Annotated in this window: 18 protein-coding genes; 4 read left to right on the forward strand and 14 right to left on the reverse strand. The window is 61.5% G+C overall.

What is annotated here, in order from left to right:
- Positions 1-140: 140 nt before the first annotated feature.
- The 5 genes from EWV35_RS07270 to EWV35_RS07290 form a co-directional block, all read right to left on the reverse strand.
- The gene (locus EWV35_RS07270; RefSeq protein WP_129659926.1) at positions 141-1,454 is read right to left on the reverse strand and encodes an NRAMP family divalent metal transporter; all 1,314 of its coding nucleotides are present in this window, start codon (positions 1,452-1,454) and stop codon (positions 141-143) included.
- Positions 1,455-1,617: 163 nt separating this feature from the next.
- Entirely contained in the window at positions 1,618-2,703 is a 1,086-nt protein-coding gene (gene rarD, locus EWV35_RS07275) for an EamA family transporter RarD (RefSeq protein WP_238654261.1), read from the reverse strand.
- Complete coding sequence (locus EWV35_RS07280) at positions 2,700-4,157, reverse strand: TIGR01777 family oxidoreductase (protein WP_129659929.1); 1,458 nt, start codon at positions 4,155-4,157, stop codon at positions 2,700-2,702. Before EWV35_RS07280 ends, rarD begins: the two co-directional genes overlap by 4 nt.
- Positions 4,154-4,765: a pyrimidine dimer DNA glycosylase/endonuclease V gene (locus EWV35_RS07285; RefSeq protein ID WP_129659932.1), complete on the reverse strand. Its 612-nt coding sequence runs from the start codon at positions 4,763-4,765 to the stop codon at positions 4,154-4,156. The genes EWV35_RS07280 and EWV35_RS07285 overlap by 4 nt, the downstream gene beginning before the upstream one ends.
- Before the next feature lie 111 nt (positions 4,766-4,876).
- Positions 4,877-6,304, reverse strand: coding sequence for a sugar porter family MFS transporter (locus EWV35_RS07290; RefSeq protein WP_129659935.1), 1,428 nt, complete (start codon positions 6,302-6,304; stop codon positions 4,877-4,879).
- 215 nt (positions 6,305-6,519) lie between these two features.
- Here EWV35_RS07290 and EWV35_RS07295 point away from each other — a divergent pair, with 215 nt between their 5' ends.
- The 4 genes from EWV35_RS07295 (at position 6,520) to EWV35_RS07310 (ending at position 9,852) form a co-directional block, all read left to right on the forward strand.
- Positions 6,520-7,257, forward strand: coding sequence for a GntR family transcriptional regulator (locus EWV35_RS07295; RefSeq protein ID WP_129659938.1), 738 nt, complete (start codon positions 6,520-6,522; stop codon positions 7,255-7,257).
- A 48-nt stretch (positions 7,258-7,305) separates the two neighbouring features.
- A complete protein-coding gene (iolB, locus tag EWV35_RS07300) occupies positions 7,306-8,196 on the forward strand; it encodes a 5-deoxy-glucuronate isomerase (RefSeq protein ID WP_129659941.1) in 891 nt (296 codons plus the stop codon).
- A 9-nt stretch (positions 8,197-8,205) separates the two neighbouring features.
- Entirely contained in the window at positions 8,206-8,952 is a 747-nt protein-coding gene (locus tag EWV35_RS07305) for a sulfite exporter TauE/SafE family protein (protein ID WP_129660959.1), read from the forward strand.
- Between the two features lie 84 nt (positions 8,953-9,036).
- The gene (locus tag EWV35_RS07310; protein ID WP_129659944.1) at positions 9,037-9,852 is read left to right on the forward strand and encodes a siderophore-interacting protein; all 816 of its coding nucleotides are present in this window, start codon (positions 9,037-9,039) and stop codon (positions 9,850-9,852) included.
- 7 nt (positions 9,853-9,859) lie between these two features.
- Here the strand turns inward: EWV35_RS07310 and iolG are convergent, their stop codons facing one another.
- The 9 genes from iolG to EWV35_RS07355 form a co-directional block, all read right to left on the reverse strand.
- On the reverse strand, positions 9,860-10,870 hold the full coding sequence (iolG, locus tag EWV35_RS07315; RefSeq protein WP_129659947.1) for an inositol 2-dehydrogenase: 1,011 nt from the start codon (positions 10,868-10,870) through the stop codon (positions 9,860-9,862).
- Positions 10,871-10,882: 12 nt separating this feature from the next.
- Positions 10,883-11,743 (reverse strand): TIM barrel protein, encoded by an 861-nt coding sequence (locus EWV35_RS07320; protein WP_238654263.1) that lies wholly within the window; start codon positions 11,741-11,743, stop codon positions 10,883-10,885.
- A 29-nt stretch (positions 11,744-11,772) separates the two neighbouring features.
- Positions 11,773-12,555, reverse strand: coding sequence for an SDR family oxidoreductase (locus EWV35_RS07325; RefSeq protein ID WP_129659950.1), 783 nt, complete (start codon positions 12,553-12,555; stop codon positions 11,773-11,775).
- 2 nt (positions 12,556-12,557) lie between these two features.
- Positions 12,558-13,781 (reverse strand): Gfo/Idh/MocA family protein, encoded by a 1,224-nt coding sequence (locus EWV35_RS07330; RefSeq protein WP_129659953.1) that lies wholly within the window; start codon positions 13,779-13,781, stop codon positions 12,558-12,560.
- 139 nt (positions 13,782-13,920) lie between these two features.
- Positions 13,921-14,853: a hydroxyacid dehydrogenase gene (locus tag EWV35_RS07335; protein WP_129659956.1), complete on the reverse strand. Its 933-nt coding sequence runs from the start codon at positions 14,851-14,853 to the stop codon at positions 13,921-13,923.
- The gene (locus tag EWV35_RS07340) at positions 14,846-15,631 is read right to left on the reverse strand and encodes an HpcH/HpaI aldolase family protein (RefSeq protein ID WP_129659959.1); all 786 of its coding nucleotides are present in this window, start codon (positions 15,629-15,631) and stop codon (positions 14,846-14,848) included. The genes EWV35_RS07335 and EWV35_RS07340 overlap by 8 nt, the downstream gene beginning before the upstream one ends.
- The gene (iolD, locus tag EWV35_RS07345) at positions 15,628-17,565 is read right to left on the reverse strand and encodes a 3D-(3,5/4)-trihydroxycyclohexane-1,2-dione acylhydrolase (decyclizing) (protein ID WP_129659962.1); all 1,938 of its coding nucleotides are present in this window, start codon (positions 17,563-17,565) and stop codon (positions 15,628-15,630) included. The genes EWV35_RS07340 and iolD overlap by 4 nt, the downstream gene beginning before the upstream one ends.
- 49 nt (positions 17,566-17,614) lie before the next feature.
- Positions 17,615-19,108 carry an aldehyde dehydrogenase family protein gene (locus tag EWV35_RS07350; RefSeq protein ID WP_238654265.1) on the reverse strand — a complete coding sequence of 498 codons (1,494 nt, stop codon included), beginning with the start codon at positions 19,106-19,108 and terminating at the stop codon, positions 17,615-17,617.
- Between the two features lie 137 nt (positions 19,109-19,245).
- Complete coding sequence (locus EWV35_RS07355; RefSeq protein ID WP_129659965.1) at positions 19,246-20,274, reverse strand: LacI family DNA-binding transcriptional regulator; 1,029 nt, start codon at positions 20,272-20,274, stop codon at positions 19,246-19,248.
- Positions 20,275-20,353 lie beyond the last annotated feature (79 nt).

The following is a 20,353-nucleotide window of genomic DNA, read 5'->3' on the forward strand; positions in this document are numbered from 1 at the left end:
GCCTCTCCGAGAAGGCCACTCGCGCGTGAATCGTTGGGAAAGGGCTGTCCCCTTCCCAACGATTCAGGAGCATTGGTCACAGGTGCGGCTCTGGTTGATGCCGCGTCGGTAGCCTTTGGCCACCGGGATGTTTAGGCGCGCTATCCGTTCCACAGGGTCGAAAGCTGACCCACGGCGCTGGCCCCCAAGTACAAGGTCAACAACCACACCAGCACGCCCACGACGATCAACCACTTCGGGTATCTGTAACCGCTCAGCAAATCTCGCCGGAAAATCGCAACGATCAAGATCACGGTGAACCCCAGAGGGAGGATCAGACCATTGATAGTGCCGGCGATGACCAACAACGTTCCTGGCGCCTTGCCCAAGGAGAAGAAGACGATCGTGGAGAGCACGATCATGCCGACCGTCAGCACGTTGCGAATCCAAGTCTTGGTGTTCCGTGTGGTCATGAACGAAACGGATGTATAAGCGGCGCCGATCACCGAGGAAATCGATGCGGCCCACAGGATCACGCCGAAGAGACGCAGCCCGATTTCGCCCGCTGCGTGCTGGAATGCCTCCGCCGCGAGATTGGAGCTGGTCAGCGTCACACCTCCGGCGACAACCCCGAGGATCGCGAGGAAAAGAAGGTAACGCATCACACCGGTGACCACGATCGAAGTGATGGACGCGTTGGAGATGGATTTGACGTCGTCGACTCCGGAGACGCCGGCGTCGATCATGCGGTGTGCGCCGGCGTAGGTGATGTAGCCACCCACGGTTCCGCCGATCAAGGTCGTGATCACGGCCAGATCGACGTTGTCCGGGAAAACGGTCTGGCGCAGAGCGTCGCCGATGGGCGGGCCCGACACCACCGCAACATATCCGGTGATCAGGATCATCAGGACGCCTAGCACGACCACGATCTTGTCCAAGGCCACTCCGGCTTTCTTTGACAAGAACACGAGGACCGCCAACACTGCCGTGATGATTCCTCCCCAGGTGGTGTCCAGTCCCGTCATCGCGTTGATGCCGAGCCCTCCGCCGGCAACGTTGCCGACGTTGAACACGAAACCGCCGAAAACCACGAAAACGCCGAGAAGGATGCCCACACCGGGCAAAATTCTGTTGCCGAGCTCGCTGGCTCTCAGACCGCTGACGCCGATCACACGCCACACGTTCAGTTGAACGGCGATATCAACAAGAATCGACAGGAATATCGCGAAGGCGAAGGCGGCACCCATCTTGACCGTGAAGGTCGCCGTCTGCGTAATGAAACCCGGGCCGATCGCCGAAGTCGCCATGAGGAACAACGCGCCCAACAAGATGGAACGCTTCGACTCGGCTTGGGGCAGCTTGCTTTTGACGACGGCGTCGCCAGCGGCCGTCTCAGGGCGTCCCTCTTCCGCGTCCCCTGAAGAGCTTGCCCAGGGCAGATCGGGCTTTTCCCCGGAAGGTCTGTTGTCTGTCATGTGAGCCTCTCAAAGGGCGGAAACACTGGACCGAGCTGAACCAGCGACGAAATAGTACCAGAGAGTTCGTTAGCTACGGCACAACGATCCGATCTCCGCACAAGAGCCACGAGAAGCTCCCATGTCAGGAGATTCTACGGGGTTCCTCACGGCGATTCTCGGATCAAACGGCCTCCTGCGAGCGGGCCGTTTTCAGAGCATTGCGGTAGGAACGGGCGGCACGAACGGCGTCAATGATCAGGACGAGAATCGCGAGCCAGACGATGCCAAACCCGATCCAGCGGCCCGTTGACATCTCCTCCCCAAGGAGCAGATACCCCGCCAGAAACTGCATGATGGGGGTGAAATACTGCACCATTCCCACATATGACAGGGGCAAACGAGTAGCGGCACCTGCGAAAGCCAGGAGCGGGATCAGGGTGATTAATCCGGTGCCCACGAGCAATGCGGTTTTGAGGGGGCCGATTTGGCTGAAAGCAAGACCACCACCCACCGTTCCGACCAGCGCCAGAACGACGACCGAGGGGATGAACAACCACGCCGTTTCGAAGGTCAGACCCGTCAACGAGTCGACGCGTCCACCGACGTTCTTCTTGACCAGGCCGTACAGCGCAAAACTGCCCGCGATCAACAGGGACATCCACGGAAGCGACCCGTATTCGACCGTGAGGACAACGATGGCGACCAGACTGATTCCCACCGCGATCCATTGAAGTCTGCGCAATTTCTCATGCAGAACGAAAACCCCGAGGACGATCGTCGCGACGGGATTGATGAAGTATCCGAGGGAAGCTTCGAGGACGTGCCCGGTCGTCGTCGCAAAAATATAAACCAGCCAGTTGATGGAAACGATGCCCCCGGCCATGCCCAAGGTCAGGTTCACACGTCGGTCCTTGAAAGCCGTCGCAACGCGCCCCCACGATCGCGTCGCGGTCACCAAAAGTACGCACAGACACAAGGAGAAAACGATGCGCCACCCCAAGATTTCGAAGGCGCCCGTGGGCTTGATCGCGGCGAAGTACAGGGGAAGGAAACCCCAGAGGCCGTACGCGATGAAAGCGAGAAGGAAGCCGGTCTTGAGGTCTTTTCGCGGGTTACGACCCGCCGACTCGTCCGGAACGATGACCTCGGGCAAGGCACCCGTGATCGTCGGTGGTTCCTGCCTCGACCCGGCAGAGTTCACCTCCGAGCCCTCCGGGCGGCTATCCGATGTTCTGCCGTTGCCGGAGGGGGCATGCTCTGGGGTCAACGATTGGTCCTTCCCAAAGTGTGCCGGAGTGCCGATTCGATCTCTGCGAATCGGAACGAGTACCCGTGGTTTTCCAGAACACGGGGCACCAAAGCGGCGGAACTCAGTGCGAGCTCGCGAGCGCCTTGCTTTCCAAGAAGCAGACCCGGCGCCTGTTTGGGCGTGGGTACGATGCTCGGACGCCGAAGAATCGAGGCCAATGTCTTGGCGAATTCCTTCTGCCGGACCGGGTGAGGGGCCGCGGCATTGACCGGGCCGGATAGTTCGGGGTCGGCTATCGCGAACGCGTATACCTGGGCGAGATCTTCCACGCTGATCCACGGTTGCCACTGTTCTCCCCCGCCGAGGGGGCCACCTGCTCCGGCCAAGTACAGAGGCAGCTGGGCGGCCAGAAGCCCGCCGGACGAGCTGAGCACCAGTCCCGTCCGGACGAGGACGACACGCGTTCCGAAGTCTTCGGCTTTCCGCGCGGCGGCTTCCCACTGGGTGCAGACTTCGGCCAAGAAATCCTGCCCCGGACCGTCGGTCTCCGTGACGACGTCGGCCTCGTGCCCGTAATATCCGCTCGCCGAGGCGTTAATCAGGATCTTGGGTCCGCCGCTGTCCGTGACCTCCCGCATCGCGGCAACGATGGTCTCGGTGCTCTTGAGACGGGATTCGAGCACCGCACGACGGTGCTTCTCGGTGAAAGGTCCGGCAATTCCGGCGCCGGCCAGATTGATGACGGCGTCCAGACCGACGAGGTGTTGAGGGTCCAGGGTTTGCTGTTCCGGATCCCAAGCAATTTGCCCCTCGCCGATGGTTCCACTGAAGCCCTGACGGCGTTTAAGGTGGATGACCTCATGTCCCGCTGCGCGCAGAAGAGCCGAAACCTGCGTTCCGACGAGCCCGGATGCACCGGCAATCGCGACTTTGAGCTTTCCGGTGCCCTGCCCCTTGCTCTCACGGTGGTCGTCCAAGTACGAAGCGAAGTCCAGATCCGCTTGCGTCTGATCCGTACGGAATGCGAAGACGCGCTCAAGTTCTTTATCGAAAGCATTGGCGCTGAATTTGAAACGATTCTCCAACCCACCCGGCAATTCGTAATTCACGGTATCGGAGACCATCGTCTGGCCCTGTTCCACGTCCGTGAATTGGTGCTGATGCTTCCAGGACTTGAGCGGGCCTCTCTTCATCTCGTCCGTGAAGCTCGCGCCCGGCACATACTCGGTATGTTCTGCAGTCCAGCGCGTTCCTGGCCTGATCGGTATGTTGCCGGGAAGCAACCCTTCGGCCCACTGCACCCCCATGAGCAATTCCGTTTTCGAACCGACCTCGAGTCCGTGGGTCGGTTCGGTCAGGACCTTGGAGTTCCACGGCGGGGTGAGCCTGACCACCGCCCCCGGCCTGCCGTACCACTCGGTCACGGCGGATCGAGGATGAGCGATGTGCGCGTTGTGTTCAAATGTGGTCATAGGTCGTCTCTCACTTTCTCCCACGGCTCGATATCGCCGGGGATAACCCTAAACAGGGGGTGGTTCTTGAGGGTCGCATTTCGCAGGTCGGATTCGAGGCGTCCGACGAGTTTGGGGGCGCGCATGCGCAATTTGAACGTCAACAGCTCGGCCTCGTAGTCAAGTTGGCCCTGAGTCACGGGGATCGCCGGAACCGTACGGGAAGCGTCCGATATCGAGGTATTTCCTGAGGCTGGCGGCAAGACCTGCGGCTCGGCCTCGCCGTCGGAATTGCCTGTGGGACTCGCCTCCGCACTGGGTTCAGACAGATCGACCCAGTCCGGACCGGGCTGGGTAAGCTCGGTCTCCCCGGAAAGCAACGGCCCCTTGACGATTTTTTCGACGTCGAACCTGTAGCCGCGCGACGTAGCCTCTCTATGGATTCCCCTGAGAAAAGCAGACAATGCCGCTCGAGGGGCCTCACTCTGTCGGAAGCGGATCAGCTGGGGGTGCTGCCGGTAACCATGGGTGGCCCCCGCCAGAACTTTTTGCGCCAGCAGCGCTTCCCTCCAGGCGGCCACGAGTCCTTTTGCATCCAAGTAGGACGGGTCGAGGGACCAAAGCCTCACGCAGACCTCCTGTGGCGGTTCGAAGACCGGGACCGAAAATGCCCCGGTGTCGCCTGCCCCACATTACTCGTTCCAGGTCCTGGCGTCGCGCTTGTTTTCGGCGGCTTGACGTTATGCCTCGCGGAACTCCATCTCGATCCGCTCGAGTGATTTGTCTTTGGTCTCCGGGGCCTTGAGTCGGACCCATACGAGAGCCAGAATCTGCAAGACGACGAATATCGCGATCGTCGAGCCGAATCCGAGCGCTGCGGAGAGCAAAGGGAAGAGCAGGGCTACTAAGAAGTTCACGCTCCACTGGACGCCCGTGCTGATCCCCATCGCCACCCCTCGAACCGTCAACGGGAAAATTTCGGACATGTACAACCAGGTCATCGTGCCGATGGCGCATTGGGAGATGCCCACAAAGATCACGATCGAGAACAATATGATCCACCGCTTCGCGGACGCATCGTCGCTCATGAGTATCGATGTCGTAGCCAGGATGGAGAGCATGACGATGGTTCCGGTCAGTCCCGAACTCAACATGAGTTTGCGCCGGACGTGCGGCATGATCACCAGAGCCACCCCCACTCCGACGACCCCGGCAAGACCGATCAGAAGGTTCACCACGAAAGCAGTATTCCCCACAAAACCGGCGTCCGTCAGAATGGTGACGCCGTAGTACTGAACCACGTTGATCCCGGAAATCTGGTTGATGACCGCCATTCCGACACCGATGAACAGGATCCTCCGGATCCACGGCGTCCCGAACACGTCACCGAGGGTCCCCGACGCCGCCTGCTCGTCCTTTGCGGCAAGTTCTTTGACTTCCTCGAGCTCGTCCGATGAGAACGTGTGCTCGCGAACTTCGCGGAGCACTTCCAGCATTTCGTCGATTCGCCCGCCACGAGCCAACCATCGGGGAGATTCCGGGACGGCAATCATTCCTGCCCACAGAACGATGGCCGGCACAATGCATATCGCAAGCATCCACCGCCACGTATTGGCTTGCCCAGCGTCGGTGACGCCCGCGATGCCCGCATTGAACCCGAAGGCCAGGAGCTGGCCGAAGACCACCATGAATTCATTCTGAGAAATAACCCTCCCTCGCAGATGAGTGGGCGCAAGTTCCGCCAAGTAAACGGGCACGGTGACGGATGCACCGCCGACGGCCAGACCCAGGACGACCCGGAAGAGGGACAGGACCCACCAGGTTGGGGCCAAGACCGAGCCGATCGCCCCGAAGGTGAAGAGAGCGGCCACCACAACGACGGTCCGGTGCCTCCCATGGCGGTCGGAGAAGCGCCCGCCGAAAACGGCACCGAATATCGCGCCGAATTGGAGGGCAGAGGTCACGAAGCCCTCGTACTCCTCGCCCATACCGAAGTCGGCAGCCATGGATGGCAAGGCCCCGTTGATGACACCGGTGTCATAGCCGAAGAGCAGCCCACCCACCGTGAGGATCATGGCTGCCGCCCGCATTTTCCCGGTCAGTTTCTTCTCCGATGCATCCGGAGCTGTGGTATCGGGACGAACCTGCGATTCGGAACTGGGCGCCATAACGGCAAACCCTCCTCACATGAAATACGGCGGTGACTTCTCATATCTAGTCGAAGTCAGTATGTTCTGCCTCATCCATCCTGCTGTATGACAGATCAGACCTGGTCAACGCGGGATTCTTGGGTCGTTCGACCCGAAGAGTGCCCGCCATGCTACGCTTAAATCCTATTGTCCTTACAAAGAACAATAGTAGGGAACCAACGACGGAGTAACCCATGACAGCCTCAATCGACGTCACGATCGACCGCTCATCGCCCGTGCCGCTGTACCATCAGCTGGTCCATGGCATCGAGACGGCCATCGCCGAGGGCGTCCTTCCCCCGGGGACCATGCTCGACAACGAGCTTTCCCTGGCCAAGGACCTTCACCTGTCCCGACCCACGGTGCGCAAGGCCATGGACGAGCTCGTCCGTTCGGGGCTCCTGGTCCGCAAACGAGGCGTCGGGACGCAGGTCGTAGCCTCGGAGATTCGACGCTCCGTCGGATTGACCTCGCTGTACGAGGACCTGAGTGACGACCACGCCCAGCCCACCACCGAGGTTCTGGAATTCAAGGAAACCAAAGCCCCGGACGACGTCGCCGAGCGGCTCAACCTCGCGTCGGGAGACCCTGTGTACTACTTCAAGCGTGTGCGCAGCCGTTCAGGCACACCGCTGGCGATCATGGAAAATTGGGTTCCCCTCGAGATCGCGGACCTTAGCCGCGAAGGGCTCGAATCTCGCGGGCTGTACACGATTCTGCGCCAACAAGGGATCAATTTCAGGCTCGCACAGCAGAAGATCGGCGCTGCGGTGGCCACCAATGAGCAGGCCAAACTGCTCAAGACGAGCACCGGATCGGCCCTGGTAACCATGTCCCGGACCGCAACCGACGATATCGGCAGACGAGCCGAAACCGGTCGACACGTCTATCGCGCGGATTCATATTCCTTCGAGATGACCCTCTCCGCCTGACCACAAGACTTCAACCGTCCGGAAACACCTCCCCGAAAGGATGCAACGATGACGAACTGGGTTTACCCCGCAGGCACAGCAACCGATGGCCCTTGGAATGTTTCCCTCGGTGCGTATGATTCCGCACAGCAGGTCGACGGCTGGGAGCATACCGGCCTCAAGACCGCGACTTTCGCAGGTGAGACCATCTCCCTGGATGCCGTTCCGGAAGAACGCATCGTCATCCCGCTGACGGGCGATGTCGCCGCGGTGGTCGACGGTCAGAATTATGAGCTCTCGGGCCGCGAATCCGTTTTCCACGGCCCTACGGATGTCCTGTACACGGGGGCCAACAAGGCCGTAGAACTCTCCGGAGCTCAGGGCGTTCGCTTTGCCGTCGCCTCCGCACCGGCCAAGAATGAGTACCCTACTCGCCTGATCACCAAGGACGAGGCCCCGCTCGAATTGCGCGGTGCAGGCAACTGCTCGCGGGAGGTGCGGAACTTCGGAACCCCCGCGTCCCTTGAGGCCGACCGATTTATCGTCTGCGAAGTCCTGACCCCTGCCGGCAACTGGTCTTCCTACCCTCCCCACAAGCATGACGAGGAAAAAGAGGGCGTCGAGACCCAACTCGAGGAGATCTACTACTTCGAGACGCGAGTGACTCCGGGTGCCCCGCAAGAAGCCACCGACTCGATCGGATACCAGCGTGTCTACGCCTCCGACGACCGTCCCATCGACGTCAATGCCGAAGTTCGAACCGGCGACGTCGTGCTGGTCCCTTATGGCTGGCACGGTCCGGCTATGGCCCCTCCAGGATACGACCTGTACTACCTGAACGTCATGGCCGGTCCCGGGCCGGTCCGCAAGTGGCTCATCAGCGACGACCCTCATCACGGATGGGTCCGTCAGCAGTGGGAAGAGCAGGATATCGACTCGCGCTTGCCTTTCGGCGGCTAGAGCTCCGTGCTGCCCGAATTGACGTTGCTCGCTTGGACCGGACTGGCCCTGGCGGCCGTATTGGTGGGGTTCTCTAAGACTGCGCTGCCAGGGATCAATACCCTCGCCGTGGCAATCTTCGCAGCGGTACTGCCCGCGAGGCCGTCCACGGGAGCGCTCCTGGTCCTCTTGCTCGTCGGTGACGCATTCGCTTTGTGGACCTACCGCCGACACGCCGATTGGCCGACCCTCATCCGCATGATTCCCGCCGTCCTGATCGGTCTGGCGGCAGGCGGTGTCTTCCTGGCATTCGCAGGCGACGCCGTGGTGCAGCGTGTGATCGGCATATTGCTGCTGATGCTGATGGGACTGACCCTGTGGCAGCGTCGAAAAAGGGCCAAAACCACGGGGGATCCCGTACCCGCATCTTGGGGCGCGGCCACCGGTTACGGATCCTTGGGCGGTTTCACGACCATGGTTGCCAATGCCGGCGGGCCCGTCATGTCCATGTATTTCCTCGCGGCTCGATTCCCCGTGAATGCTTTCTTGGGCACGGCCGCGTGGTTCTTTGCGACCATGAATGTGCTCAAGCTCCCGGTGTCTATCAGCTTGGGACTCATCACCTGGAACACGCTGCTCATGGATCTGATTCTGGTTCCCGCTGTGGTCGTTGGCGCCCTCTTTGGTCGGTGGGCCGCCCAGAAGATTCGACAGAAGACCTTCGACCTCGCCGTGATCGTGGTGACGATCCTGGGCGCCGTCTACCTCTTAATATAATTCCGCCCGCGGCATGACCTTTGGGCCTTGCACGATCGAAAGATAGAGTGAGGTAAGCCTAATCAAACCGAGGATTGGAGTCCTATGACAGCCCCCAAACGCAAACCCCAAACCGTCCTCGAGGTCCTCGAACGCCGCCAACTCACCCCCAATATGGTCCGACTCATTCTGGGCGGTTCAGGGTTCGCTTCATTCCAGAACAACGGATGCACCGACCAATACGTCAAACTGGTCTTTGCGAAACCCGAGCTGAACCTCACCGCGCCCTTCGACATGATGGAAATGCGGGAGAAGCTTCCCCCGGAAGACGTTCCCGTGACCCGGACGTACACCGTGCGGAGCGTGGACGAAGAAGCGGGCACGCTGACCATCGATTTCGTGACCCACGGTGCCGAAGGGCTCGCGGCCCCGTGGGCCGCCTCCGCGTCCCCAGGGGACCAGTTGCTGTTGATGGGCCCGGGCGGCAAGTACAACCCGGATCCGACCGCAGACTGGTATCTCTTCGCCGGGGACGCCTCTGCTCTGCCCGCTATCGGCGCGGCCATCGAGGCCCTGCCAGAATCGGCCCGGGGGTACGCGTTCATCGTTCTCGATCATGAAGAAGATCGGCAGGAGCTGGCCGCTCCCACCGGTCTGGATATCGTATGGAATGTCAAGGAAGGAGCTGGAGCTGATCCGAACCGCCTGGCGCAATTGATGACCGAGAGGCAGTGGCCCGACGGCAAGGTTGATGTCTTCGCCCACGGAGAGCGCGAATCGATCAAACAGGTGCGCCGTCTCCTCAAGGAACGTGAAATCCCGCGTGATCAGATCTCGATCTCCGGCTACTGGGCCTTCGGACGCACCGAAGACAAGTTCCAGGCCGAAAAGCGCGAACCGATCGGAAAGATCGAGGACTGAGATTTCATCAGGAGTCCAGGTCGACAGCGACCTTCCGACCGGTTTCGGCTGATTTCTGAGCGGCATCGGCGAGGATTAACGCGGCGCGCCCGTCTTCGTACGTGGGGCTCCGCGATTCCTCGCCCTTGATCCATTTCACGAATTCTTCCAATTCAAGAAGGTACGCCGCGGCGTACCGCTCCAGGAAAAACTCCTGATAAGTGGCCTTGGACTCGACCGACACCGCGTTGGACAGGGTGACCAGCGACGTGGACGAGTTGAGCACATTGAGTGCCCCTTCGGATCCGAAAGCTTCCAAGCGCTGATCGTGCCCTGTTGCGCTGTGACGAGAATTGGTGATCGAGATCAGCTTTCCGTCCCGTGAGGTCAGGGTGACGACCACGCTGTCGAAGTCCCCGTGCTGACGAGCACCCTCGTCGAAGAGGCACGATCCCGTCGCACTCACGTCCACGATGTTGGGGGCGAAATACCGTGCCATGTCGAAGTCGTGGATGGTCATATCCCGGAAGATCCCGCCGGAAACACCCAAATATGCAGCGGGAGGCGGCGCCGGATCGCGGCTGATGATGGTCACCTCTTCGAGGTTCCCGATCTCGCCGGCCTGGACCCTTTGCCGCACCTCGGCAAATGCCGGATCCATTCGCCGATTGAACCCCAACGCCACCGGAACCTGGGAGGCAGCCACTTTGCCCCTCAGGGCATTAACCCGCCCGATATCCAGGTCAATCGGCTTTTCGCAGAGGACCGCAACCCCGGCGTCGACCGAAGCCTCGATCAATTCCACGTGCGTGGGGGTCGGGGAGGCTATGACGACTCCGTCCACCTCACCTGAATTGATCAGTTCGAGAGGGTCCGCCGTGACCTTGGCCCCAATGGTCTCCCCCAATGTGCGAGCCGTATCCGGGAAGGCATCTGCAATCCAGGTCAGTTCGATGTCCGGCGATGCGGTCAAGTTCTGGAAGTGAACCTGCCCTATACGACCGGTCCCGATCAGGCCGATGCGAATTTTCTGAGCCATACAGTTCCTTCCTCAGATCAGTTCTTTGATGAACTGGGCGGAGTAGCGGGCATCCTCGTGGGCCTTGGCGGCGTCGTCTTCCGTATCCAGAACTGTGTCCTGCTCGAGTACGTACCAACCCTGGTAACCCGTGTCCTGGAGGCCTTTGACAATTTCTGCGATCTTCGCGTCGCCCTTGCCCAGCGCTTGGTACATTCCGCGGCGGCATCCTTCTCGGTAGTCGCAATCCCCGTCGGCAACCTGCTGAGCTACGGAAAGGTCCACGTCCTTCAAATGGATGTGCGCGACCCGATCCGGGTGCTTACGGACCAGATCCAGCGGATCACCGCCGGCAAGAGTGTAATGCCCGGTGTCCACACAGAGGCCGATGGTCGACCCTGCGAGGACGCGCTCGGTTTCCTCCGGGGTCTGCACCAGGGTTCCCATGTGCGGATGCAAAGTTGTGGTGACACCCACGGCGGCGGCTACCTCATTGATGGTGTTGAGGTTGCCCAGGAGGGTCTCCCATTCGGAATCGCCGAGGTCGGGACGAGTATCGTATCCCGCCTTCCCGGAATTCGCCGACAGAACCATGACGTCCGCCCCTGCCGCCGCGTACGCTTCAAGTTCCTTGCGAATCTGCGGCAGCGGATCCTGGTCTTCACGATGCAGAACCGCAGGAAAGAAGCCGCCGACGGCCGAGAGGCCGTGTTCTTTCAAAACCCTTGAACGGCCCTCGGGATCGTCTGGCAGAAAGCCCTCCGGTCCGAACTCGGTCGCCGAGAACCCGAGCCCCCTCATCTCCGTGAGGACTTGCTCTGGCCTGAGTTGGACTCCCCAGTCTGGGACCTCGATAACGCCCCAGGTAATGGGGGCGGTGGCCAATTTCGTCATAATGTTCCCTCTTCCGTGAGGCATGTTTTTCAGTCGTGCGTTCCCGGAATCATCTGATCCCAGTCGATGATCGATCCCGTGACAACACCGCTGCGTTCCGAGAGGAGGAAGACCACGGCGTCCGCGATTTCGTCCGGCTGCCCCAATTTGCCCATCGGCTGTGAATCGGACGCCTCCTTCAGCCAAGAGTCCGAAGCATCGTGGAAGGTTTTTTGGATGGCTTCTTCGCCCGGAGTCTGCGTCCACCCGATGTTCAGCCCATTGATCCGGATCCTGTCCCAACGGTGGGAATAAGCAGCATTCTTGGTCGCCGCGGCCAGCCCGGCTTTAGAGGCTACGTACGGCGCAAGGTAGGGCTGTCCGCCGTGCATCGACATAGTGAGGATGTTGAGGATGGTTCCCGGCTCCCCGCGACCCTTCATATCGGACACAGCAGCCTGCATCGTCATGAACGGTGCGACGAGGTTGACCGCGAGATGCTGGCCAAGGAGCTCACGGTCAGTGTTCTCCAGCGAACCCCGTGTGGTGACCCCCGCCGCGTTGACCAACGAATCGATCCGACCGAACCGGCCGACGGTTTCGGCGACGACGCGCTCGGCCTCCCCTGGAACCTCCAGATCCGCGACGATGCCCAAGGTCTCGGCAGCGAATTCGCCGAGGCCTTTCTCCGCGTCGGCCAGTTTTTGCCCGTTACGTCCAACGATTGCGACACCACGGGCCCCTTCCCGAGCCGCGGCCCGCGCTATGGCGAGCCCCAGGCCTTGAGAACCGCCCGTGACCAGAACGATTTTGTCCTTCAAAAGATCTTGCATGACTATTTCCTCCCCTGACCCTGCGCGCTGGTGTTGGAAACCTGCTCGACGTTCTGCCAGCTGCCGCTTTCGGCTGATTTCTCCGCCGCGGAAACCACGCGGTTGGCCGCCAAACCGTCCTTGATGTCTGCGTGCTGCGAGTCCTGCCCCAGGAAAGCGAGCAGAAATTTCTTGGCCTCGATGGTCTTGAGGTCGTCATATCCCATGGGGGTTCCGGCACCCGGTTGGAAGACCGAGAAGTCGCCGAATTCCGCGCCAGCCATGACCGTGGTGTAACCAACGTGGGGCGCGGTATTGAGCGCGAGCTGGAGCTCATTCATGCGTTCGAAGTCCCAACGGAAAGACCCTTCGGTTCCGTAGACCTCGATGCCATAGGAGGCACGCGGTCCATTGGCCACACGAGAGGCTTCCAGCGTTCCGATGACGGGCGATGCCGACCCCGAAGAATCGGGTTGGGTGTAACGGACGATCATCGAAGCGTAGTCCTCGTTCTCCACGGGCTTCATCTCGCCATTCTCGACAATCGCGAAATGGGTCCCGCTGCCCATAGGAAGTTCAGGGCGCTCGGAGTAGACCGTCGAGGTCGCGGCCGTGACCTCTTCAACGGGTCCCACCACATAGTGCGTCAGATCGATCAGATGCCCCATGAGGTCTCCGAGGACGCCCGACCCCGCCAGATCGCGAACGAAGCGCCACGACAGAGCCCCCCGGGGATCCGCCGAGTAGTCGGCGAAGAACGCGCCGCGGATGTTGGTGATTCGCCCCAATTTGCCGTCCGCCACGAGCTGCCGCGCGTACTCGATGGCGGGCGCATTGCGGTAGTTGAACCCCACGGCACTGACCACGCCGGCCCGATCCGCCGCGTCGGAAATGGCTTGCGTCTCCTCCGCCGACCGTCCGGCGGGCTTTTCGAGCCAGAAAGCCTTGCCAGCGGCCGCCGCGTCCTGGGCAATCTGAGCGTGCAAGAAGTTCGGGGCACAGATCGAGACAACATCCACGTCAGGGTTGTTGAGGACCTCGTGGTAGTCGGTGGTTCCCTTCTCAAAACCCAAGACGTCCACAGCGTATTCGGCACGGTCCTCGGCGGTATCGGCGGCGATCACCAAGCGAGGTTTGATCCCTAGCTCCGGGTAGAAGACAGGAATGTTGGCATACGCCCGAGAATGGACCTTTCCCATCCAACCAACGCTGATGAGCCCCACTCCGACGGTTTGCTGTTCTGCCATGATTTCTCCTCATTGAGATCGCCCGACCGGAGTATTGGACCGGTCCATATCGATTCAGCTTATTTTTCAGATTGTTCTAATGTCAATACAAATTATGGGAAAGCGGCTTCCCCGCGGCTGGATACCGCTCTTCTCAGGCCTACGCCGTGGCAGCGGGTTGACCACCGTCCAGAACGGCACGGACCGCCAAGGCCGCATCGTGGAAGGTCGCGCTAGCCGCATTCTTGCTCAGTCCCATCACATGCGGAGTCAGGACCGTCTTGGGATGCTGGTACAGAGGGTGGTCCTGGGCCGGCTCAGGGTCGAAGGCATCCAGGCCGGCTCCGGCGATACGTCCTTCTTCCAGGGCTTCCAGGAGCGCGTCCTCGTCCACAATCCCGCCGCGACTGACGTTGATCAGAACCGCCCCGGGTCGCATGATGTTCAAGGCATCTCGGTCGATGAGGTTCCTGGTTTGCTCGACCAACGGCAGGTGGAGAGAAACGACGTCGGAACCCTTGAGGAGTTCTCCCACGGTTTCCGCACGAATCTCCGAATCAACCGTGGCCACGGGATCGTAGGCCAGGATCTCCATTCCGAAGGCCTGAGCGATATGCGCCACACGTCGACCGATACGTCCATAGCCCACGATGCCCAGGGTCGCGCCTTCGAGATCACCCACCGGAACTCCGGCTCGCTCGGACCAACGGCCTTCGCGCACCAACCGGGTCAGTGGGTCCAAAGACTTGACCAAGTGCAGGATGTGGGCGAAAGCCCCTTCGGCTACGGCATTGGTATTGGTTCCCGGGGTTATGGCAACCGGGATACCGCGCCTCCCGGCAGCGGGAACGTCGACGTCGTCGACCCCCACTCCCGTTCGGGCGATGACCTTGAGCTCGGGCATGCGCGCGAGCTCCGCTTCACCGACCGTCACCGCGGCGCGGACTATCGCGCCCTCCGCGACGGCAAGGTCCTGCGGACCCGGATCGGCGACAAAATCCACGTCGGCCCCGAGGACTGTCTCGACCTCCTCGGGCGGCACCGGGCCCAATCCTATGACGACGTGGCGATTCCGCTGTGTGGATTCAGTCATGGCGAGCCCCTCCCAACCGAGCGGCGACGTCGCGAGCCGCATTTGCCAAGAGGGTCGAGTCCGACCCGACCGGCAGGAACGTGAAACCCTGCGCGGCCCGCTTTTCCGCGAGGTCGGCATTGGCACTGAGAATTCCTGCCGAGATCCCGGCATTCCGTGCGGCGCCGAGAACACGGTCCACGGCGTCCTTGAATTCCTCCGATTCGAAATTGCGCGGGGTTCCCAAAGCGTAGGAGAGGTCCAGCGGCCCGATGAACAGGACATCGACTCCGTCCAGGGCGGCAATCTCTTCCACTTCGTTGAGCGCGCCAAGGGTTTCGATCTGGACGATGCACAGGGCTTCGCGGTTCGCGGTATCCAGCGCACCCGTGTCAAGACCCCACCGAACGGAACGGTTGTACGTGGCCACTCCGCGCATACCCTGAGGAGGGTACCGGAAATAGCGCAACGTCTCCTCAACCTGGATGGCATCGTTGATTCGGGGCAGCATGATCCCTGCGGCACCTGCGTCCAGCGCCCGACCAATGCGAATGCGCTCCAAGGATTCGACGCGCACCAGAGTCGCCGTACCGTAGCCGCCCGTGGAAGCGACGACCTGACCGATGTGGGACTCGTCGGATCCCCCGTGTTCGAGGTCCAGCAGAACCCAGTCCAGGCCGGCAGCTGCCATGATTTCCGCCGCCGCGGGATGTCCTATGCCACAAAAGGCACCATGCGTCAGCTCGCCCGAGCGGATGCGTCGAGCCAGCTTTCCCTGGTCCAATGGAGTCGAGCTCATACATGCCACCTCTGATCCCGCAGCCCCTCTTCGTAGTCCGCCCGCAAGGGCGGGACCCACTCCTGCTCACTGACTTCAGCCGGAGCCACGTCCCAGAAAACTTCCGATCCGGGCAGATCCACCAGGGGAATGGTGGGGACAACGATCATGACTGGGCCCTCATGGCTTCTGGTGTCGTCCAAAGCGGTGCGAACTTCCTGAGCAGAGGTCGCTCGAATCACCTTGGCACCGAGCCCTTCCCCGATGCTCTCGAGCCCCACCTGAAGGTAATCGCCCGAGAGCCGCCCCTGATCGTCGTGGCCGCGGTACCGGAAGTCGTTTCCGAATTGTTCGCCGAACTTCATCATCTGAAGACGGCGGATCACCTGGAAACCGTGGTTTTCCGAAACCACGTAGGTCACCTTGAGACCTTCTTGGGCCGCGGTGAGGATCTCCGTCGGGTTCATGAGGAAAGTCCCGTCCCCGATGAACACCGAGACGCGCTTTTCTTCATCAGGATTCGCCAGACGTACCCCGATGCCGGCAGGAATCTCGTACCCCATGCACGAGAAGCCGAATTCGAGATGCGCATGGCGCCCTTCGGTCGCGTCCCAGACCTTGAGGAGGTCACCGGGAGGGCCGCCTGCCGCCGCGATCACGACGTCGCCGCTCTGGGAGTGCTCCTGCATCAAGCCGATCAGCTGACCCTGGGTCAGCACGGCATCCGTGTCCGGGATATTGAGGTCGGCGTGTTCGGGTGCGTTCTTGTCGAACAGAGTGTCAGGGTCCAACGCTGCGGCGCGCTGCGGACGCCACTCGTCCTTCTGACTGCGGATCTCTTCGGACCAGTCCTGGGATACACCGTAACCGCTGAGTTCGGACAACAATTCTTCGATGCCTCGTCGAGCGTCGGAGACGGCTGCGATCCCGCCCTGTTTAATGGCGTCGATTTCTGCAATGTTGATTGCGGCGAACCGCACATCGGGGTTCTTGAACATGGTCTGGGATCCCGTGGAGAAATCGGTCAGGCGGGTACCGATCGACAGGACCAGGTCGGCCTGGGCCACGAGCCGGTTGGTGGCCGGGTTTCCCTCCAGGCCGAGTCCGCCGAGGAACCAGTCTGCATCGTGCTGAACGGCGCCCTTGCCGCCGAAGGTTTCGGCAACGGGGATGCCGGTCGCCTCCCCGAGCTGCTGCAACTTTTCCTGGGCCAACGAATAGTGGATCCCGCCACCGGCAACGATCAGGGGTTTTTCTGCACCGCGGATCGCCTCGGCGATCGCCTGGATCTCTTCCTCCTGGGGTGCTGTGCGACGAATCGGCCAGTCCCGCTCGCGGAAGAGCTCGACGGGGTAGTCGTACGCCATGGACTGCAGATCCTGCGAGACCGAGAGCACGACGGCCCCGGTCTCGACCGGGTTAGCGAGGACCCTGAAGGCTTGTGGCAGGGAGGTAATGAGCTGCTCGGGTCGACTGATCCGGTCGAAGAAGCGGGACACGGGCCGGAATGCGTCATTGACGGTCAGGCCTGGGTCACTGGGGTCCTCGAGTTGCTGCAAGACCGGGCCCTGGCGCCTCGTCGCGTAGGTATCCCCTGGCAGAAGCAACAAGGGCAACCGGTTGACGGTCGCCAAGGCTGAGGCCGTCACTAGGTTCATGGCCCCGGGCCCGATCGAGGCCGTCACAGCGAGGGTCTGGCGCCGCTGGGTTGCTTTGGCGAGGCCCGAGCCGATGTGGCCGAGGGACTGCTCATTGCGTCCCTGGATGAACGGGATCGAGTCCGCGTACTGGGAGAATGCCTGGCTGAAACCAGACACGTTCCCGTGTCCGAAGATCCCTCCGGCGGCCGGGATGAAACGGCGCCGTTCGCCGTCCATGATCGAATACTGATTACTGATGAATTTGACGATGGCTTGAGCGACGGTGAGTCGGATCGTCGGGTCCTGATGAGTCATGATGCTTCCTTGCATTCAACGGGTGGTCTGACAGTTGGGCGGGCCCGGGTTACTGGTCCCAGGGCTGGCCGTGCAGGACCACGGCCTTTTCTTCGGTCATCTCGGCTACGGCGGCCCGAGGACCTTCCTTGCCGACGCCGGAAGCCTTCAGCCCTCCGTACGGCATGAGGTCCGCACGCCACAAGGGTGTCCAGTTGATGTGCACGACGCCTGCGTCAATCTCACGCGCGGCACGGACCGCATTGTTGTTGTCACGGGTGAACACACCGGCTGCGAGGCCGTAATCGGTCGAATTCGCCAGATCCAGTGCTTCGCCGACGTCCTGGGCCACGGAGACGGCCACACCGGGACCGAAGAGTTCTTGCTGAGCAATTGAGGACCGCGGGTCGACGTTGGAGAGGATCGTCGGTTGCACGATCGCACCATCCCGCTCGCCACCCTGAGCCAAAGTCGCGCCTTCGTCGACGGCTAGGCGGAAAGCCTGTTCCACACGCTGGGCCTCTTGCTCGTTGATGAGCGTGCCCACGGTTGTCGTGCCGTCCGATGGGTCGCCGGTGCGATGCTCTGCAACCTTGGCCTTGAGGGCATCCAGGAAATCGGTTGCGACATCGCGATGTGCGACGACTCGTTGAACCGAAATACATACCTGGCCCGCGTTGATGTAGCCGCCCGCCGCAACGGCGCTGGCCGCGAGCTCGATGTCGGCATCCGGCAGAACGACCACGGGCGCGGAGGACCCTAGTTCGAGGGATAGCTTTTTCACGCCGGCCGTAGCAGCTATGTGCTGCCCAACCGCTGTGGACCCGGTGAAACTGATCTTCCGGACCCTGGGGTCCGAGGTGAGCGCGTCGCCGATGGTCTTACCCGACCCGGTGAGAACCGACAGGACACCTTCGGGCAGACCCGCATCCACGAAACACTCCGCGAGCGCGAGCGCGGTCAACGGGGTGGCCCCGGCGGGCTTGAGGATGACGGCGTTGCCCGCAGCCAGAGCGGGGGCGATCTTGTGGTTGACCAGGAGAGCCGGGTAGTTGAAGGGACTGATCGCGGCGACCACTCCCACTGGCTGCCGGATGGTGAATCCGAGCTTCTCCAGGCCGGTGCCTCGGTTGGCGTCCAGTGGCAGGGACTGACCGTAAAGCTGCGTACCTTCGAATGCGGCAAGACGGATAATGTCCCCGGAGCGCTTGGCTTCGCCGATGGCCTCGCCCAGCGTCTTTCCGTTTTCTGCACTCAGTACGCGGCCGATCTCCTCGGAGCGCTGGTCCGCCAGGTCAGCGGCTTTGAGGAGAATGTCCGAGCGCTCGTATGCCGGGGTCCGACGCCATTTCGCGGCGCCGTGTTCCGCCGCACGGATGGCCTTTTCGACGTCGCCGGAACCGGCAGAGGCCACCTGCCCGACGATTCGCCCGTCGAAAGGCGACGTCACTTCCCGAGGAGCGGAACCGTTACTCGCTTTCTCCCAGATGCCTCCGATCAGGAGTTCCTTGCTGACCATGGTGTGTGCCTTTCGGTTGACGACGACGTCGCGCGGATACGTCATTGCAGCTTTTGGACCGGTCCAAAATTGGATTCCACATCACCCTTGTCTATCGAGTCGAGGTGGATATGGACCGGTCCAACACACTTTAGGGTGACCCAACCCACAGGTCAAGACGTGAATTTCCGAATCCCCGGGGCTTACCCCGTCGTGGACCGACGGACCACCAATTCCGGCATCAGAGTTACGCTTTCGCCGTGGTGGCCGGGCTGCGCTACCGATTCCGCAACCGTATCCGCCGCCAGGCGCCCGATGTCTCGATTTCTGGGATCGACCGAGGTCAACGAGATACGGGACATTGCCGCAATCGAGGTGTTGTCGAATCCTGTGATGGCAAGATCTTCCGGAACCCGCAGTCCCATGTGGTCGGCGGCGGACTGCACACCCAGAGCCACCAGATCGCTGACCGCTACGATCGCCGTCGGGCGGGAGTCAGAAGTCAACATCGCAGTCGCGGCCTCGAAACCCTCCTCTTCCGAGAAGGCCGCCTTCATGGCCCGCTCGGGCAGTCCGCACTCGCGAACGAACCTCAGATACGCGGCGTGGCGCCCCCTCGAGACCCCGCCTCCCTCACCTCCGACAAAACCGATGTCCCGGTGTCCCTGTTCGATCAAGTGATCCATGACCAAACGGATACCCGCTTCGTCGTCCGCTCGGACGGAAGGGTGGTCCGACCCGTGCACTGCCGTGGCACTGGCAAAAACCACCGGCATCCCGACCGGAAGGCGGGCATCTTCGACGGATGTTCCCACAATGACGAGGCCACGCGGACGGAGGTCACGAAACATATCGAGAACCTGTTCGTTGATCTCCCCGTACCTGTCCCCCCGGTACGCTGCACCGGCAGCGGTCGCGCTGGCCACCAAGCCGTATTGGCCGTGCTCGTGCAAAGCCACCCTCGCGGCCTCGGCAATTTCGGTCAGGACGGGGTTCTCCAGGTCGACGACCAGGATCCCGACAAAAGGAGACCCCTCCGTCGCGAGTGTGCGAGCCAAAAAATTCGGGCGGTATCCGAGGTTCTCGGCGGCGGCATGAATCCTCTTGAGCCGCTCCGGACCCACGCGTGAAGCGTCTTGGAATGCCAAGGAAACCAAGGACTTGGAGACTCCCGCTTCGGCCGCCACATCGCGGATCGTCGGGCGATCATTCCGGTCAGAGGTCTTTTCCATGTTCCATATCCTGGCACAGGATCCCCCGCGCGACCGGAGCCAAGGTAGGCACCGCACGCTTTTCCGGGGCTTCGCCGAG

The sequence above is a fragment of the Rothia uropygialis genome, from assembly GCF_004137765.1.
Taxonomy (GTDB): domain Bacteria; phylum Actinomycetota; class Actinomycetes; order Actinomycetales; family Micrococcaceae; genus Rothia.

Excerpts from the sequence above, each read along its gene's own strand:
- EWV35_RS07270 (WP_129659926.1), bottom strand. The coding sequence starts at position 1,454 with ATGACAGACAACAGACCTTCCGGGGAAAAGCCCGATCTGCCCTGGGCA.
- EWV35_RS07280 (WP_129659929.1), bottom strand. The coding sequence starts at position 4,157 with ATGACCACATTTGAACACAACGCGCACATCGCTCATCCTCGATCCGCC.
- EWV35_RS07290 (WP_129659935.1), bottom strand. The coding sequence starts at position 6,304 with ATGGCGCCCAGTTCCGAATCGCAGGTTCGTCCCGATACCACAGCTCCG.
- EWV35_RS07295 (WP_129659938.1), top strand. The coding sequence starts at position 6,520 with ATGACAGCCTCAATCGACGTCACGATCGACCGCTCATCGCCCGTGCCG.
- iolB (WP_129659941.1), top strand. The coding sequence starts at position 7,306 with ATGACGAACTGGGTTTACCCCGCAGGCACAGCAACCGATGGCCCTTGG.
- EWV35_RS07310 (WP_129659944.1), top strand. The coding sequence starts at position 9,037 with ATGACAGCCCCCAAACGCAAACCCCAAACCGTCCTCGAGGTCCTCGAA.
- iolG (WP_129659947.1), bottom strand. The coding sequence starts at position 10,870 with ATGGCTCAGAAAATTCGCATCGGCCTGATCGGGACCGGTCGTATAGGG.
- EWV35_RS07320 (WP_238654263.1), bottom strand. The coding sequence starts at position 11,743 with ATGACGAAATTGGCCACCGCCCCCATTACCTGGGGCGTTATCGAGGTC.
- EWV35_RS07325 (WP_129659950.1), bottom strand. The coding sequence starts at position 12,555 with ATGCAAGATCTTTTGAAGGACAAAATCGTTCTGGTCACGGGCGGTTCT.
- EWV35_RS07330 (WP_129659953.1), bottom strand. The coding sequence starts at position 13,781 with ATGGCAGAACAGCAAACCGTCGGAGTGGGGCTCATCAGCGTTGGTTGG.
- EWV35_RS07335 (WP_129659956.1), bottom strand. The coding sequence starts at position 14,853 with ATGACTGAATCCACACAGCGGAATCGCCACGTCGTCATAGGATTGGGC.
- EWV35_RS07340 (WP_129659959.1), bottom strand. The coding sequence starts at position 15,631 with ATGAGCTCGACTCCATTGGACCAGGGAAAGCTGGCTCGACGCATCCGC.
- iolD (WP_129659962.1), bottom strand. The coding sequence starts at position 17,565 with ATGACTCATCAGGACCCGACGATCCGACTCACCGTCGCTCAAGCCATC.
- EWV35_RS07350 (WP_238654265.1), bottom strand. The coding sequence starts at position 19,108 with ATGACGTATCCGCGCGACGTCGTCGTCAACCGAAAGGCACACACCATG.
- EWV35_RS07355 (WP_129659965.1), bottom strand. The coding sequence starts at position 20,274 with ATGGAAAAGACCTCTGACCGGAATGATCGCCCGACGATCCGCGATGTG.